This window comes from Qipengyuania mesophila (assembly GCF_019711655.1).
GTDB classification, from domain to species: Bacteria; Pseudomonadota; Alphaproteobacteria; order Sphingomonadales; family Sphingomonadaceae; genus Qipengyuania; species Qipengyuania mesophila.
Genome location: NZ_JAIGNU010000001.1, coordinates 629,258 through 644,633, shown reverse-complemented (window position 1 = coordinate 644,633; position 15,376 = coordinate 629,258). Strand labels below are relative to the sequence as shown.

Genomic DNA, 15,376 nt, shown 5'->3' with positions numbered 1-15,376 from the left:
AATGGCCGATCTTGCACGCTTGACCGAAGTGATCGAACCCGAGGCGCAGGCGCTCGGATTCGAGCTCGTGCGCGTCAAGATGATGCCCTCCGAAGCCGGCGACGGCGGGCAGGCCTTGCAGATCATGGCCGAGGACCCGGCGACGGGGCAGCTGGTCATCGACCAGTGCGCCGCGCTCTCGCGCCGCGTCTCGGACCGCATCGACGCGCTGGAAGAGCAGGGTGAGGTGCTGATCGACGGCGCCTACCACCTCGAGGTCAGCTCGCCCGGCATCGACCGCCCGCTGACCCGCGCCAAGGACTTCGCCGACTGGGCGGGCCACGAGACGAAGATTGCGATGACCAAGGGCTGGGACGGCCAGCGCAACCTGCGGGGACTTCTCAAGGGCATCGATGGCGATATGGTCACCATCGAGGACCGCAAGGCGGGTGAAGTATCCGTTCCCCGCGACCAGATTCATTCGGCACAGCTTGTCCTCACCGACGAACTGATCGCCGCCACCCAGCCGCTCGATACGAGCGGTGCCGACGAAATCGTCGAAACTGAAGAAAAGGCAGACGACTGATGGCCAGTGCCATTTCCGCCAACAAGGCAGAACTCCTCGCGATCGCCAATTCGGTCGCTTCGGAAAAGATGATCGACAAGGCCATCGTCATCGAGGCGATGGAAGAGGCGATCCAGAAGTCCGCCCGCAACCGCTACGGTGCGGAAAACGACATCCGCGCCAAGCTCGACCCGCAGACCGGCGACCTGCGCCTGTGGCGCGTCGTCGAAGTGGTCGAGGAAGTCGAGGACTACTTCAAGCAGGTCGACCTCAAGGCTGCCGCCAAGCTCGACGCCAATGCCAAGGTCGGCGACTTCATCGTCGACCCGCTGCCGCCGGTCGATCTCGGCCGCATCGACGCGCAGAGCGCCAAGCAGGTGATCTTCCAGAAGGTCCGCGATGCCGAGCGCGAGCGCCAGTACGAAGAATTCAAGGACCGCGCGGGCGAGGTCATCACCGGCGTGATCAAGTCGGTCGAATTCGGTCACGTGATCGTCAACCTCGGCCGCGCCGAGGGCGTCATCCGCCGCGACCAGCAGATCCCGCGCGAAGCCGCCCGCGTCGGCGAGCGTGTGCGTGCGCTGATCACCAAGGTCGAGCGCAACAACCGCGGCCCGCAGATCTTCCTCAGCCGCGCACACCCCGACTTCATGAAGAAGCTGTTCGCGCAGGAAGTACCTGAAATCTACGACGGCATCATCGAGATCAAGGCCGCCGCCCGCGACCCGGGCAGCCGCGCCAAGATCGGCGTCATCAGCCACGACAGCAGCATCGACCCGGTCGGCGCCTGCGTCGGCATGAAGGGCAGCCGCGTCCAGGCCGTCGTGCAGGAACTGCAGGGCGAGAAGATCGACATCATCCCCTGGTCGGAAGACGGCGCGACCTTCATCGTCAATGCGCTCCAGCCGGCCACCGTCAGCCGCGTCGTGCTCGACGAGGAAGATGGCCGCATCGAAGTCGTCGTTCCCGACGATCAGCTGTCGCTCGCCATCGGCCGCCGCGGCCAGAACGTGCGTCTCGCCAGCCAGCTGACCGGCAACCAGATCGACATCATGACCGAGGAAGAAGCCTCGGAGAAGCGCCAGAAGGAATTCGCCGAGCGCTCGAAGATGTTCGAAGAAGAGCTCGACGTCGACGAAACGCTGTCGCAGCTCCTCGTCGCCGAAGGCTTCGCCGAGCTTGAGGAAGTCGCTTATGTCGAGCTCGACGAGCTCGCCGGCATCGAGGGCTTCGACGAGGAACTCGCCGAGGAACTCCAGAGCCGTGCGCAGGAAGCGATCGACCGCCAGGAAGCCGCGCACCGCGAGGCGCGCCGCGAACTGGGTGTCGAGGACGATCTCGCCGAGCTGCCGCATCTCACCGAAGCCATGCTGGTTACGCTGGGCAAGGCGGGCATCAAGACGCTCGACGATCTTGCCGATCTCGCGACCGACGAGCTCATCCAGAAGAAGCGCGAAGCTCCGCGTCGCCGCAACAATGCCGATGGCCCGCCGATGCGGCGCCCCTCGATGCGCGAGCAGGACAAGGGCGGCGTGCTGGGCGAGTACGGGTTGACCGAAGAGCAGGGCAACGAGATCATCATGGCTGCTCGTGCACATTGGTTCGACGACGAAGAGGAAGCTCCGGCCCCCGCCGAGACGACCGACACGCAGGAGGCCGCCGATGCGGACTCCACCCAATGAGCGCCTGACGTCCGACATCGCTGACCCGCCCAAGGCACGGAAAGCTTCCGAGCCCGAACGGCGCTGCATTCTTTCGGGTGAGACGGCCCCGCGCGAGATGCTCGTGCGGCTGGTAGCCTCGCCCGCAGGCCTCGTGCTGCCCGATGCACAGGAAAAGGCGCCCGGCCGCGGTGCCTGGATCGGCGTCACGCGCGACGAACTGGCCGAGGCGCAGGCCAAGGGCAAGCTGAAGGGCGCACTCGCGCGGGCCTTCAAGACCGGCGAACTCGAAGTGCCGGAAAACCTGCCGCAGATGGTCGAGGACGCGCTGACCCGCGTGCTGCTCGACCGGCTGGGGCTCGAAATGCGCGTCGGAAGCCTTATCTTGGGGACGCAGCGCATCGCCGAAGCGGCGCGCGGCGGAGCCGTGGCGCTCCTGCTGCATGCCCGCGACGCGAGCGAAGACGGCCGCAAGAAGCTCGATCAGGCCTGGCGCGTGGGGCGCGAGGCGGAAGGATCGGGCGAACGCGGGCTCGAACTGCCTCTGGACCGGAACGCTTTGTCTGTGGCATTGGGCCGCGACAATGTCGTCCATCTGGCCGTTGCGGGCTCCGGGGCCGATGATGCTGCGGCCGCGAGGGTGATGAAACCCATGACGCGCCTCATGCACTATCTGGGGCAGGCTTAGCCGACCAAGGATGGCCGCGCTTGTGCGCGGGCCGGATGACGAATTGAACGATACGAAGAAGAGAAACGAGCAAGAATGAGCGACGACGACAAGAAACCAGCCCGCAAACCGCTGACCCTGAAGGGCGCGCAGCCGGGCGAGGTCAAGCAGACCTTCAGCCACGGCCGCACCAACAAGGTCGCGGTCGAGGTGAAGCGCCGCCGCAAGCTCGTGAAGCCCGGCGAGGCGCCTCCGCCTCCGCCCCCTCCTGCACCCGTGGTGGAGGCCGCGCCTGCTCCGGCGCCTGCGCCCGCGCCCAAGCCTGCCGCGCCCAAGAAGGCCGCGCCCGCCGGGGAAACCCCGCAGGAACGCGTTGCTCGCCTCCAGCGCGAGGCCGAGGAAGATCGCCTGCGGCAGGCCGAGGAAGCGCGCAAGCGCGAGGAAGAGCAAGCCAAGCAGGCTGCCGAGGACGAGAAGAAGCGCGCCGAGGACAACAAGAAGGCCGAAGCCGAGGCTGCCCAGAAGGCCAAGGAAGAGGCCAAGCAGGCCGCGGAAGCGCCCGCTGAGGAAGCTCCTCCTGCCGAAGATACCGACAGCGCCACGCCCGCGCCCGCGCCGCGTCGCTTCACGCCTGTCGCGCGTCCCGAGCCCAAGAAGCCCGAGCGCAAGAAGAAGGAAGAAAAGCCCGCGCGCGGTGCGGAAACTCCAGACAAGCGCCGTTCGGGCAAGCTCTCGGTGAAGAAGGCGCTCAACGAGGACGAAGGCCGTCGTGCCCGCAGCCTCGCGGCCCTGAAGCGTGCGCGCGAAAAGGAACGGCGCCTGCAGGGCGGCGGTTCGAACAAGCCGCGTGAGAAGCAGGTACGCGACGTCGTGGTGCCCGAGGCGATCACCGTTGGCGAACTGGCCAAGCGCATGGGCGAGAAGGGCGCCGACCTGGTCAAGGAACTCTTCAATCTCGACATGATGGTCACCGTCAACCAGACGATCGACCAGGATACGGCGGAGCTGCTCGTCGAGCAGTTCGGCCACAATATCCAGAAGGTGTCCGAAGCCGACGTCGATATCTCGGCCGAACAGGATGTCGATCCCGAAGAGACGCTCAAGCCGCGTCCCCCCGTGGTCACGATCATGGGCCATGTCGACCACGGCAAGACCAGCCTGCTCGACGCGCTGCGCGGTGCCAATGTCGTCAAGGGCGAAGCCGGTGGCATCACCCAGCACATCGGCAGCTACCAGGTGAAGACCAAGGGCGGTGACACGATCACCTTCCTCGACACGCCGGGCCACGCCGCCTTCACGCAGATGCGCCAGCGGGGTGCCAACGTCACCGATATCGTGGTGCTGGTGGTCGCGGCCGACGACGGCATCATGCCGCAGACGATCGAGGCCATCAATCACACCAAGGCGGCGGGCGTCCCGATGATCGTGGCGATCAACAAGATGGACAAGCCCGAGGCCGATCCGGACAATATCCGCACGCGCCTGCTCGAACACGAGATCATCGTCGAGAAGATGTCGGGCGACGTGCAGGACGTCGAAATCTCGGCCAAGACCAAGGCCGGGCTCGACGACCTGCTCGACAAGATCGCGCTGCAGGCAGAACTGCTCGAGCTGAAGGCCAATCCCGACCGGATGGCCGAAGCGACCGTGATCGAGGCGCAGCTCGACAAGGGCCGCGGCCCCGTCGCGACCGTGCTCGTCACGCGCGGCACGCTCAAGCGCGGCGACACCTTCGTCGTCGGGACCGAGAGCGGCCGTGTCCGTGCGGTGGTCAACGACCAGGGCAAGCAGATCAAGGAAGCGGGCCCGTCGATGCCGGTCGAGGTCCTCGGTCTCGGCGGCGTGCCGAGTGCCGGCGACACGCTGACCGTGGTCGAAAACGAGCAGCGCGCCCGCGAAGTCGCCTCCTACCGTCAGGAAAAGGCGACCGAGAAGCGCACCGCGCTCGCGCCGACCAGCTTCGATACGATGTTCAACAACCTTGCGTCGAACGTCATCGAATTCCCGGTCCTCGTGAAGGCCGACGTCCAGGGGTCGGTCGAAGCGATCACCACCGCGCTGCACAACCTGTCGAACGACGACATCAAGGTCCGCGTGCTGCATGCTGGCGTGGGTGCGATCACCGAAAGCGACGTCCAGCTGGCCTCGGCCTCGAAGGCGCCGATCATCGGCTTCAACGTCCGCCCCAACGCCAAGGCGCGCGAGCTGGTCAAGCGCGACGGCGTGGAGATGAAGTATTACGACGTCATCTACCACCTGACCGAGGAAATCGCGAAGGAGATGGCGGGCGAGCTGGGTCCGGAACGGATCGAACACGTCGTCGGCCGTGCCGCGGTCAAGGAAGTGTTCCGCTCGGGCAAGAAGGACAAGGCCGCCGGCCTGCTGGTCGAGGAAGGCGTCATCCGCAAGGGGCTGCACGCCCGTCTCACGCGCGACGACGTCATCGTCTCGGCCACCACCATCGCCAGCCTGCGTCGCTTCAAGGACGACGTGGACGAGGTCCGCGCGGGTCTCGAATGCGGTGTGGTCCTCGCCGATACGAACGACATCCAGCCGGGCGACCAGCTCGAGGTCTTCGAAGTCGAGGAGCGTGAGCGCACGCTGTGAGCGAGCAATCGGAGGAAGGCGAACCCGAGGACTTCAAGGCATTCGACAAATTGAGCGGATGCGGTTTTGATTTTTCTTGGGGGATGCCTGCCTCTGGTAGCCGCAGTTCTTGTGCCCATGATGCTGCTGGCGAGCCGATGAAATGAGTGATCCCACCACCCATGCTCTTGGTCATGCCCATGCCGATCTGATGGGCGTTAAGTTCGAGAGCTTCGACCGGGGCCGCGAGGAAATCACCTTGCGCTTCCATGCCCCCGATGCCTTCATCACCCCGCGCGGGAGCGTGCAGGGCGGGCTGGTTGCGGGCTTCCTCGACGAGGTGATGGGCTGGGCGCATGTCTGGGCTACCGACCAGGCCGAGGCACCGCTCAACCTCGAGATCTCGATGAGCCTCCTGAAGCCCGTTCTCGCCGGTCCGCTGGTGGGCAAGGGGCGCGTGGTGCGCCGCGGGCGCAAAGTCATCTTTCTCGAGGGCGAGCTGTTCGACGAGGCGGGCAATCTGCTCGCGCGTTCGACGAGCACAGCCCTCCCGACACCGCGCCCGGTGGCGAAATAGTGGCGCGCTACGCCGCGCTGCTGGGCTCGATCAACGTCGGCGGAAATCGGCTCAAGATGGCCGATCTCGTCGCGGCGATGGAGAAACGCGGGTTCGCCAATGTCGAGACGGTCGTCGCCAGCGGCAATGTCCTGTTCGATCATGATCGTGCGCCCGACGCCGAGTTGCAGGACATGATCGCGGAGCTCGTCAAGGCGGATTTCGGAATAGACACCTTCGCTGCGGTCCGGACCCGGGCTGAACTCGAGGCCGCATTGGCGGAGAGCCCCTTTGCCGGCAAAGGCGAGGACAAGTTCGTGCATGTCCACTTCCTCACCCGCCAGCCGTCGAAGGCGCAGTTCGACGCGCTGATAGCCGATCACGAAGGCCGCGGCCCGGAAAAGCTTGCTCCGGGCAGCCGCGCGCTGCACATCGATTACGTATCGGGCGTGGGAAACAGCAAGCTCACCGGTCCCTTCATCGAGCGTCGTCTGGGGTGCAAAGGAACCGCGCGCAACGTTCGTTCGCTCAAGAGAATTATCGAGAAGCTTTCCTGATGGCCAAGCACCAGCAATCCACCCCCGAACAGCAATCGGTTCGCGTCCTCAAGGTCGGCGAGCGCGTGCGCCATATCCTGTCCGAGCTGCTCGCGCGCGGCGAGGCGCATGACGAGGTCCTATCGGCGAGCAATATCGCGGTCACCGAAGTGCGCATGACCCCCGACCTGCGCAATGCGAAGGCCTATGTGAAGCCGCTGCTGGGCGAGGACGAGAATGTGGTGCTTAAGGCGCTGCGGACAAATACCGCCTTCTTCCAGAAGGAGGTCGCGCAGCGGCTCGGCCTCAAATTCGCGCCGCGACTGAGCTTCCAGCCCGACGAGAGCTTCGACGAGGCCGACCGGATCGAGCGCCTGCTCAACGATCCCAAGGTCGCGCGCGATCTCGACGACGAGGCGTGATCAGCCGGGTCGCATCCGGCTCCTGATCTTGATGTCGACCATCTTCCCGACGATCAGTGAGTACGATTTCATCCCGAAATCCCGGCGGTTGATCCGCGTGGTCGCGGTCAGCCCCAGCGTTTCGCCCGATTTCGCCAGCGCCGGCGGATCGTCGAACACGACCTCGAGTTCCACCGGCCGCGTCACCCCGCGCGCAGTGAGGTTGCCCGAGACCTTGCCGGCCCGCGCGTCCCGCATGGTCAGGCCCTGACCGCTGAAGGTCACCGTCGGATATTTCTCGACCCAGAAGAACTTCGGCCCACGCAGGCGCGACAGCGTCACCCTGTCGGGGGCTTCGAGCGCCCGCGCATCGATGGTGACGTCGAGCGTCATGTTCGCGGGATCGCCCGCGGGAATGAGCGCGGTGCCGCTGATCTTGGGAAAACGGGCGGTCTTGCTCGCCAGGCCGAAGAAGGCGACCTTGGCGGAGACGTCGCTATCCTCGCTTTGCAACAGGTAGCGCTCGCTCAAGGGCGCAGCCGCGAGCAGGATCAGGGCGGGCAGCGCAAAAAGGTATCGACCCATGGCCATTCTCCATGCCCCGAAACGCATTGTCCTCCTTTCACGAACAGTCGTCAAACCTTGGGATTGGCGGGACGGGGCTCTCCCACATGCGTGCGGGTGCGGCTAACGCTTGTCGCATGGCCAAGCTCTACTTCTACTATGCCAGCATGAATGCGGGGAAGAGCACCACGCTGCTGCAGACCGCCTTCAATTACGGTGAGCGCGGCATGCGCGTGTCGCTCTGGACCGCCGCGCTAGACGACCGGCCCGGCTTCGGCGCGATCTCGAGCCGCATCGGCCTGTCCAGCGATGCGCATCGCTACGAGCAGGACACCGACATCGAGGCGCGCGTGCTGGCCGACCATGCCGAGGACCCCATCGCCTGCGTGCTCGTCGACGAGGCTCAGTTCCTCACCGACGAGCAGGTCTGGCAACTGGCGCGGCTGGCCGACGATGCGGGCATCCCCGTGCTCTGTTATGGCCTGAGGACCGATTTCCAGGGCGAGCTCTTCCCCGGATCGGCCGCGCTGCTCGGCATTGCCGACTCGCTGGTCGAGATGAAGGCCGTATGCGACTGCGGGCGCAAGGCGACGATGAACCTGCGCGTCGATGCCGACGGCAAGGCAGTGAGCGAAGGTGCGCAGACCGAGATCGGCGGCAATGATCGCTATGTCGCCATGTGCCGCAAGCATTTCCGCGAAGCGCTGGCGGGCTGAGGCCGCGCCCCCTATCTAGCCGCCATGACCGAAACGCTCCTCCTCGCGGTGATCCTGATCCCGTGCCTGATCGTCGCCATCGTCTTCCACGAAGTCGCGCATGGCTGGACCGCGCTCGCCCTCGGCGATCCGACAGCGAAGGAACAGCGCCGCCTGTCGCTCAACCCGCTGCGTCACGTCGACCCTGTCGGTACACTGCTGGTGCCCGGCGCTTTGGCGCTGTTCGGCGGACCGGTGTTCGGCTGGGCCAAGCCCGTGCCGGTGCGGTTCGACCGCCTTCGCGATCCACGTTTCGGCATGGTCGCGGTCGCGGCAGCGGGGCCGGGGACCAATCTCCTGCTCGCGCTGGTTGGATCCGTTGTGTTGGGCTTAAGCTGGCCAGATGCGGGCCAGAGTTCCGCTAGCTCGGCAGGCTTACCCATTGTGTTGAATAGCGTTGGTGATCTGACAATCCTGCCAACAGCGATGCTGTTCTTCGTTTTGCTCAACTCCTTCCTGGCGCTTTTCAATCTCCTTCCGATCCCGCCATTCGACGGATCGCACATCGTCGGCGGCCTCTTGCCGCGCAAATGGGCGGCTAGCTGGCAGAAGCTGCAATCTCTCGGCATGCTGTTTTTCATTGTTCTCATCGCAGCAACTTGGGCGTTCCCGAACAGCGGACTGGTGGAACACGTAGTCATGCCCCCGGTCTACTGGCTGCTTGAACGCTACTTTTTGATCGTCGATTGGATCGCCGGATGAGCGATCCGAAACCCGCGCCCCACGGCTGGCTGATCCTCGACAAGCCGCGCGGGCTCGGCTCGACGCAAGCGGTGTCGGCGGTCAAGCGCGTGCTGCGCCAGGGCAGCTATGCCAAGACCAAGGTCGGCCACGGCGGCACGCTCGATCCGCTCGCCGAAGGCGTGCTGCCGATCGCGCTGGGCGAGGCTACCAAGCTCGCCGGGCGCATGCTCGACAGCGACAAGATCTACGCTTTCACCATCCAGTTCGGTGAGGAAACCGATACGCTCGATACCGAAGGGGAGGTGATCGAGCGCAGCGACCGGCGACCGCCCATGGCTGCGGTTGCGGCGATGCTCGAGCATTTCACCGGCGAGATCGAGCAGGTCCCGCCGGCCTACTCGGCCGTGAAGGTCGACGGCAAGCGGGCCTATGATCGAGCGAGGGCAGGCGAGGAAGTCGCCATGAAGACCCGCGCCGTGACCATCCATTCGCTTGGTTTCGCGGGCGAACGCGAGGACGCCGAACTGCGCTCGGCCTTCGCCACCACGGCCGGACGTCCCGATCCCTACGATCCGCAGACACCGCTCGAAATGGCCGACAGCGTCACGCTGGTCGCGCATGTGTCGAAGGGTACCTACATCCGAAGCCTCGCACGGGATATCGCACATGCCCTTGGGACCGCGGGCCACGTCACCTATCTCAGGCGCATCAAGGCTGGCCCGTTCCGCGAGGGACAGGCGATTTCGCTGGACAAGCTGGAGGAAATCGCTAAGGGCGCGGCCATCGAAAACCTCCTCCTGCCGCTCGAGGCGGGGCTGGACGACATCCCGGCCTTGCAACTCGATCCCGACAGCGCGCAGGCGGTCCGCCAGGGCCGGGTATTGTCGGGGCTGCCCCATGCCGACGGGCTCCACCTTGCGACGCTGGACGATGTGCCGGTGGCCCTGATGGAACTCAGCGGAGGCACGGCCAAGGTCGTGCGGGGTTTCAACCTACCGGATGTCGCGGAGTAGAATACATGTCGGTTACCGCCGAGCGTAAAGCTGAAATCATCAAGGACAATGCCGTCGCCAAGGGCGACACCGGCTCGCCCGAAGTCCAGGTCGCAATCCTCACCGAGCGCATTCGCAACCTGACCGAGCACTTCAAGTCCAACCACAAGGACAACCACTCGCGCCGGGGCCTCCTGATGATGGTCAACAAGCGTCGCAACCTGCTCGCCTATCTCAAGAAGACAGACGTCGAGCGGTACAACGCGCTGATCCAGAAGCTGGGTCTTCGCAAATAAGAGTTTCTCGAAGGGGCGGCTCAGGTCGCCCCTTCGTTTATCCGGCATCCGCGCAATCCGGCGCGGAAGCGGAAAATGGAGGCGAGAAACGCCTCGAACCGGACCGGGACGGCATACCCGGCACTGTAGGCCCCGCCCGGCAATCAGGCCCGGCGGGTTCATAAGGAAACTTCATGTTCGACACGAAAACCGTATCGCTGGAGTGGGGCGGAAAGACCCTCACTCTGGAAACCGGCCGCATTGCCCGTCAGGCTGACGGCGCGGTCCTCGCCACTTATGGCGAAACCGTCGTTCTGTGTGCGGTCACAGCCGCCAAGAGCGTCAAGGAAGGTCAGGACTTCTTCCCGCTGACCGTCCACTATCAGGAAAAATTCTCCTCGGCCGGCCGCATCCCTGGCGGCTTCTTCAAGCGCGAGCGCGGTGCGACCGAAAAGGAAACGCTGACCAGCCGCCTGATCGACCGTCCGGTCCGCCCGCTTTTCCCCGAAGGTTTCTACAACGAAATCAACGTAATCGCGCAGGTCTTCAGCTATGACGGCGAGTGCGAGCCCGACGTGCTGGCGATGATCGCCGCCTCGGCCGCGCTGACCATTTCGGGCGTTCCCTTCATGGGCCCGATCGGCGCCTGCCGCGTCGGCTTCAAGGATGGCGAGTACATCCTCAACCCGAAGCAGACCACCGCGCTGGCCGATGACGGCCGCCTCGACCTCGTCGTCGCCGCCACCGGCGACGCCGTGATGATGGTGGAATCGGAAGCCAAGGAACTGACCGAAGCCGAAATGCTCGGCGCGGTCGCCTTCGCCCACGACAACATCCGCCCGGTCGTCAACGCGATCATCGATCTCGCCGAACAGGCCGCCAAGGAACCTTGGGACGTCGCCTCGCAGGACGGCAACGACGACATGAAGTCGGCCATCAAGGCGATGATCGGCAAGGACATCGCCGAAGCCTACAAGCTGACCGACAAGTCGGCCCGCTCGGACGCGCTCAACGCCGCGCGCGACAAGGTCAAGGCGCACTACGCCAGCGAGGAATTCGACGGCCAGGCGCGCATGACCGCGATCAAGCTGACCAAGAAGCTCGAAGCCGAAATCGTCCGCGGCGCCATCCTCAAGGACGGTACCCGCATCGACGGCCGCAAGCTCGACCAGGTTCGCCCGATCGAGGCGATGGTCGGCGTGCTCCCGCGTGCGCATGGCTCCTCGCTCTTCACCCGCGGTGAAACGCAGGCGCTGTGCTCGACCACGCTCGGCACCAAGGACAGCGAGCAGATGATCGACGGCCTCGAAGGCCTGTCGTACGAACGCTTCATGCTGCACTACAACTTCCCGCCCTATTCGGTCGGTGAAGTGGGCCGTTTCGGTGCGCCCTCGCGCCGCGACACCGGCCACGGCAAGCTCGCCTGGCGCGCGCTGCACAACGTGCTGCCGACGCATGAGGACTTCCCCTACACCATCCGCGTGCTGTCGGACATCACCGAGTCGAACGGCTCGAGCTCGATGGCGACGATCTGCGGTGGCTGTCTGTCGATGATGGACGCCGGCGTTCCGATCGAACGCCCGGTGTCGGGCATCGCCATGGGCCTGATCCTGGAAGGCAGCGACTTCGCGGTCCTGTCGGACATCCTCGGCGACGAGGACCACCTCGGCGACATGGACTTCAAGGTCGCAGGCACCGAGGCCGGCATCACCACGATGCAGATGGACATCAAGGTCGCCGGGATCACGCAGGAAATCATGCAGAAGGCGCTCGAACAGGCGAAGGCCGGCCGCGCGCACATCCTGGGTGAGATGAACAAGGCTCTGACCGGTTCGCGCACCGAGGTTTCCAAGCACGCTCCGCGCATCGAGACGATCCAGATCGACAAGTCGAAGATCCGCGACGTCATCGGGACCGGTGGCAAGGTGATCCGCGAGATCGTCGCCGAAACCGGCGCCAAGGTCGACATCGACGACGAAGGCGTGATCAAGATCAGCTCGTCCGACAGCGCCCAGATCGAAGCCGCCAAGGCCTGGATCCAAGGCATCGTCGAAGAGCCCGAGGTCGGCAAGATCTACAACGGCAAGGTCGTCAACATCGTCGACTTCGGTGCCTTCGTGAACTTCATGGGCGGCAAGGACGGTCTCGTCCACGTCAGCGAAATGAAGAACGAGCGCGTCGAGAAGCCGACCGACGTCGTGTCGGAAGGCCAGGAAGTTAAGGTCAAGGTCCTCGAGATCGACCAGCGCGGCAAGGTCCGCCTGTCGATGCGTGTGGTCGACCAGGAAACCGGCGAAGAGCTGGAAGACACCCGTCCGCCGCGCGAACCGCGCGGTGACCGTGGCCCGCGTGGCGACCGTGGCGGCGACCGCCGTGGCGGCCGTGGTGGCCGTGGTGGCGACCGCGATCGTGGCCCGCGCCGCGACCGTGGCGACCGCGACGGTGGTGGCGAAGCCCACGTGCCCGACTTCCTGAAGGACTGATCCTTCGCTAATCAATAACGGAGGGGTCGCAGGTCCGCCTGCGGCCCCTTTGCTTTGGAGACCATGCAATGCTGCCCCGCGAAACGCTTGCCACTGCCGAAGTACCCGACGGAGAGACGTTGACGCTCGTCAGCCACGGGCGCGATTTCATCATCATGCTCGGCCGTGACGAGCTGATGGGCACACGCATGCAGTTTTCCGAAGAGCAGCTCGCGATCCTGACGCTGGCCGAGCTCGATGCGCCGCGCCCGCGCGTGCTGATCGGCGGCTATGGCATGGGCTTCACCTATCGCGCTGCGCTCGCCAATCTGCCCGAGGGCGGCTCGGTGACCGTGGCGGAGATCGTCCCCGAGATTCTCGAATGGGCGGAGGGTCCGCTCGCCCACCTCACGGGAGACAGCCTCGCCGATCCGCGCGGAGAGGTCGTCATCTGCGACGTCGCGGCGCTGATCGACGATGCCAATGACGGCACTACCGCCAAATACGACGCGATCCTGCTCGACGTCGACAACGGCCCCGACGGAATCGTGCGCGACGCCAACTACCGCATCTATTCGAAGACCGGCCTCGGCAAGGCGCGCGACGCGCTGAAGCCCGGCGGCATCCTCGCCGTGTGGTCGGCGGCGCCGGACCACAAGTTCACCGTGCGGCTGAAGGAAAGCGGCTTCGACGTCGAGGTGCGCGAAGTGCGCGCGCGGCCCAACAACAAGGGGCCACGCCACACGATCTGGTTCGCCCGCAAGCGCTAGGCAGCCGGCGTCAGGGCTTGATCCGCAGGCGCCCCATGAAGTCGCGCTTGCCCACCGGCACGCCTTTCATCCGCAGGATGTCGTAGGCGGTTGCGCAGTGGAAATAGAAATTGGGCTGGCTGAAGCTGAGCAGGAAATCCTCGGCGGTGAAATCCATGCGCGAATCCTTGAATTCGAAGCGCATGGGCTGGCCGATGAAGCCTTCCATCTCCTCTTCGGTCAGCGCTTCCATCGCCGCCACCGCGCCGCCCAGCTTGGCACGCAGGTCGTCGAAGCTCGTCGGGGGCGGGTTGAGATCGGGCGAGTAGACGCCCTTGCGCACGCCCTCGATCGAGCCCTGCGTGTGTTCGGCCACGCATTTGATCTGGTAGCACCAGGGCAGCATGTCCTCGTAGACGCGGGCGCCGATGAAATCGGCGTGTTCGGCGCCGTGCTCGGCGCACCATTTTTCCGCCGTATCGATCAGGTGATTGGCGGTGCCGAGCATCTGCAGCGCGCTCGGGACATAGGCGGCGTGAAGTGACAGTGGCATCGGGTTCCTCCCTCGGTGTCTCGGTTCCGACATAGCTTGCCGGCGCGCGCTTGCCAGAGCAAATACCCGGTTCGCCCGGCGCTCAGGCGGTTCGGAGCAGGTGCGGGCCCACCGTCCCGCAGGGCGAATGCACCAGCAGCGTGTCACGCCCCGCATCCTTGGCGGCATAGAGCGCGATATCGGCGCGCTTGATCGCCGAATCGAGCGTGTCGTCTTCGGTCACCTCAGCGACGCCCGAACTGGCAGTAATCGGGAAGGGCAGCTTGGGCACCTGTTCGAGCACGGAGATCGAAATCCGGCGGCGGATGTTTTCCGCGAGGTTGAGCCAGTTCGGGCCATAGAGCAGGGCGACGAACTCTTCACCGCCGTGCCTCGCAACGAACACGTCTTCGTGCTTCAGTCCCTGTGCGACCGCGCATAGAACCTCATCCCCGACGTCGTGGCCGAACATGTCGTTGATGCGCTTGAAATGGTCGCAGTCGATGACCGCCAGTCCTCGGGGCCTGTCCCGCTTCGGATTGGCGAAGGTATCGACCAGCCCGCGCCGGTTGGCGATCTGCGTCAGCGGGTCGAGCGCGTTGGCCTTGACTGCCGCCCGCATGCCCGCGCGGGCCTCGTCGCGCTCCTGCTCGATGCGGACGAGGCCGTCGCCGATACCCGCAGAGGTGACGACGAATTCGATGGAGAAAGCAATCAGCATCGCCTGGGCGTAGAAGGGCATGGCCTCCATCCGGACCAGTTCGAAATAAAAGGCGACGAAACCGATCGCCAGCGATGGTGCCCAGGCGCCAGCCTGGAACGCCGCACGCCGGCTCCCGGCGCGAACAGCATTGGTAAGCCCCACGACCAGCGCGAGGACCAGGCTGGCAAGGATGAGGTCGTGCAGCCAGTCGAGTGCCCGCGAGTCGGCTATCGGGCCCGCGAACAGCGAAATGAAGACGCCGATCGGGAGCATCGACCACAGCAGGATCCGGGTCTTCTTCAGCCCGAGCTCGGCGCCGATGTAAGTCGCGAGAAGCGGGCCGGTGATCGACACCATGAGGTCGGTGGCGAAGACGCGGGCTGCATGCCACTGGACCGGATTGTCGTAGAGTGCCCCCGCAGCGGGCTCGAAGGTCAGGGCGAGCAAACCGATCGTGAGGCAGCGCGCCGCCATCCACAGCAGGAATTGCTGTCGCATGATGATGGCCAGCGATAGCGACGAGGCGGCAAAGACCACGACGAGCGCCAGGAAGGCCCCGAAGGTGATGCTCGTCCAGTCCATGTTTCGCCCACACCCCTCTTCGCGGCCTCGGTCGAGGCCGTTCCCCCACAACAATGGCGGCCCCGCGAATCCGCAGGGCCTGCCGTCGTATCTAGCAATGCTGCCGCCGCAATATCTTGCTGGAGGC

The 15,376-nt window shown here is 65.2% G+C and carries 17 protein-coding genes; 14 read left to right on the top strand and 3 right to left on the bottom strand.

The window, feature by feature from the left end:
• The first annotated feature begins 1 nt into the window (after window position 1).
• From rimP to rbfA, 8 genes are all read left to right on the top strand, one after another.
• Window positions 2–565: a ribosome maturation protein RimP gene (gene rimP, locus K3181_RS03245; protein ID WP_221600754.1), complete on the top strand. Its 564-nt coding sequence runs from the start codon at window positions 2–4 to the stop codon at window positions 563–565.
• A complete protein-coding gene (gene nusA / locus K3181_RS03240; protein WP_221600752.1) occupies window positions 565–2,226 on the top strand; it encodes a transcription termination factor NusA in 1,662 nt (553 codons plus the stop codon). Before rimP ends, nusA begins: the two co-directional genes overlap by 1 nt.
• Window positions 2,207–2,893: a DUF448 domain-containing protein gene (locus K3181_RS03235; RefSeq protein WP_221600750.1), complete on the top strand. Its 687-nt coding sequence runs from the start codon at window positions 2,207–2,209 to the stop codon at window positions 2,891–2,893. Before nusA ends, K3181_RS03235 begins: the two co-directional genes overlap by 20 nt.
• 75 nt (window positions 2,894–2,968) lie before the next feature.
• Window positions 2,969–5,479 carry a translation initiation factor IF-2 gene (infB, locus tag K3181_RS03230; protein ID WP_221600748.1) on the top strand — a complete coding sequence of 837 codons (2,511 nt, stop codon included), beginning with the start codon at window positions 2,969–2,971 and terminating at the stop codon, window positions 5,477–5,479.
• Window positions 5,476–5,625 (top strand): hypothetical protein, encoded by a 150-nt coding sequence (locus K3181_RS03225; RefSeq protein WP_221600746.1) that lies wholly within the window; start codon window positions 5,476–5,478, stop codon window positions 5,623–5,625. The genes infB and K3181_RS03225 overlap by 4 nt, the downstream gene beginning before the upstream one ends.
• The gene (locus K3181_RS03220) at window positions 5,622–6,035 is read left to right on the top strand and encodes a PaaI family thioesterase (RefSeq protein ID WP_221600744.1); all 414 of its coding nucleotides are present in this window, start codon (window positions 5,622–5,624) and stop codon (window positions 6,033–6,035) included. Before K3181_RS03225 ends, K3181_RS03220 begins: the two co-directional genes overlap by 4 nt.
• Window positions 6,035–6,571 (top strand): DUF1697 domain-containing protein, encoded by a 537-nt coding sequence (locus K3181_RS03215; RefSeq protein ID WP_221600742.1) that lies wholly within the window; start codon window positions 6,035–6,037, stop codon window positions 6,569–6,571. The genes K3181_RS03220 and K3181_RS03215 overlap by 1 nt, the downstream gene beginning before the upstream one ends.
• Complete coding sequence (gene rbfA, locus K3181_RS03210; RefSeq protein WP_221600740.1) at window positions 6,571–6,972, top strand: 30S ribosome-binding factor RbfA; 402 nt, start codon at window positions 6,571–6,573, stop codon at window positions 6,970–6,972. The genes K3181_RS03215 and rbfA overlap by 1 nt, the downstream gene beginning before the upstream one ends.
• Here the strand turns inward: rbfA and K3181_RS03205 are convergent, their stop codons facing one another.
• Window positions 6,973–7,536: a YceI family protein gene (locus tag K3181_RS03205; RefSeq protein WP_247714847.1), complete on the bottom strand. Its 564-nt coding sequence runs from the start codon at window positions 7,534–7,536 to the stop codon at window positions 6,973–6,975. It abuts the gene before it with no gap.
• A 116-nt stretch (window positions 7,537–7,652) separates the two neighbouring features.
• On the opposite strand from K3181_RS03205, the gene K3181_RS03200 reads away from it, so the two are divergent.
• From K3181_RS03200 to K3181_RS03175, 6 genes are all read left to right on the top strand, one after another.
• Window positions 7,653–8,231: a thymidine kinase gene (locus tag K3181_RS03200; RefSeq protein WP_221600737.1), complete on the top strand. Its 579-nt coding sequence runs from the start codon at window positions 7,653–7,655 to the stop codon at window positions 8,229–8,231.
• A 24-nt stretch (window positions 8,232–8,255) separates the two neighbouring features.
• Window positions 8,256–8,972: a site-2 protease family protein gene (locus K3181_RS03195; RefSeq protein WP_221600735.1), complete on the top strand. Its 717-nt coding sequence runs from the start codon at window positions 8,256–8,258 to the stop codon at window positions 8,970–8,972.
• Window positions 8,969–9,967 (top strand): tRNA pseudouridine(55) synthase TruB, encoded by a 999-nt coding sequence (truB, locus tag K3181_RS03190; protein ID WP_221600733.1) that lies wholly within the window; start codon window positions 8,969–8,971, stop codon window positions 9,965–9,967. Before K3181_RS03195 ends, truB begins: the two co-directional genes overlap by 4 nt.
• Before the next feature lie 5 nt (window positions 9,968–9,972).
• Window positions 9,973–10,242: a 30S ribosomal protein S15 gene (rpsO, locus tag K3181_RS03185; RefSeq protein WP_221600731.1), complete on the top strand. Its 270-nt coding sequence runs from the start codon at window positions 9,973–9,975 to the stop codon at window positions 10,240–10,242.
• A 173-nt stretch (window positions 10,243–10,415) separates the two neighbouring features.
• Window positions 10,416–12,704 carry a polyribonucleotide nucleotidyltransferase gene (gene pnp / locus K3181_RS03180; RefSeq protein ID WP_221600729.1) on the top strand — a complete coding sequence of 763 codons (2,289 nt, stop codon included), beginning with the start codon at window positions 10,416–10,418 and terminating at the stop codon, window positions 12,702–12,704.
• A 68-nt stretch (window positions 12,705–12,772) separates the two neighbouring features.
• Window positions 12,773–13,453: a spermidine synthase family protein gene (locus tag K3181_RS03175; protein ID WP_221600726.1), complete on the top strand. Its 681-nt coding sequence runs from the start codon at window positions 12,773–12,775 to the stop codon at window positions 13,451–13,453.
• 10 nt (window positions 13,454–13,463) lie between these two features.
• Here K3181_RS03175 and K3181_RS03170 read toward each other — a convergent pair whose 3' ends face one another.
• A complete protein-coding gene (locus tag K3181_RS03170) occupies window positions 13,464–13,985 on the bottom strand; it encodes a DUF1993 domain-containing protein (RefSeq protein ID WP_221600724.1) in 522 nt (173 codons plus the stop codon).
• Between the two features lie 82 nt (window positions 13,986–14,067).
• Entirely contained in the window at window positions 14,068–15,249 is a 1,182-nt protein-coding gene (locus K3181_RS03165) for a GGDEF domain-containing protein (protein WP_221600722.1), read from the bottom strand.
• Window positions 15,250–15,376 lie beyond the last annotated feature (127 nt).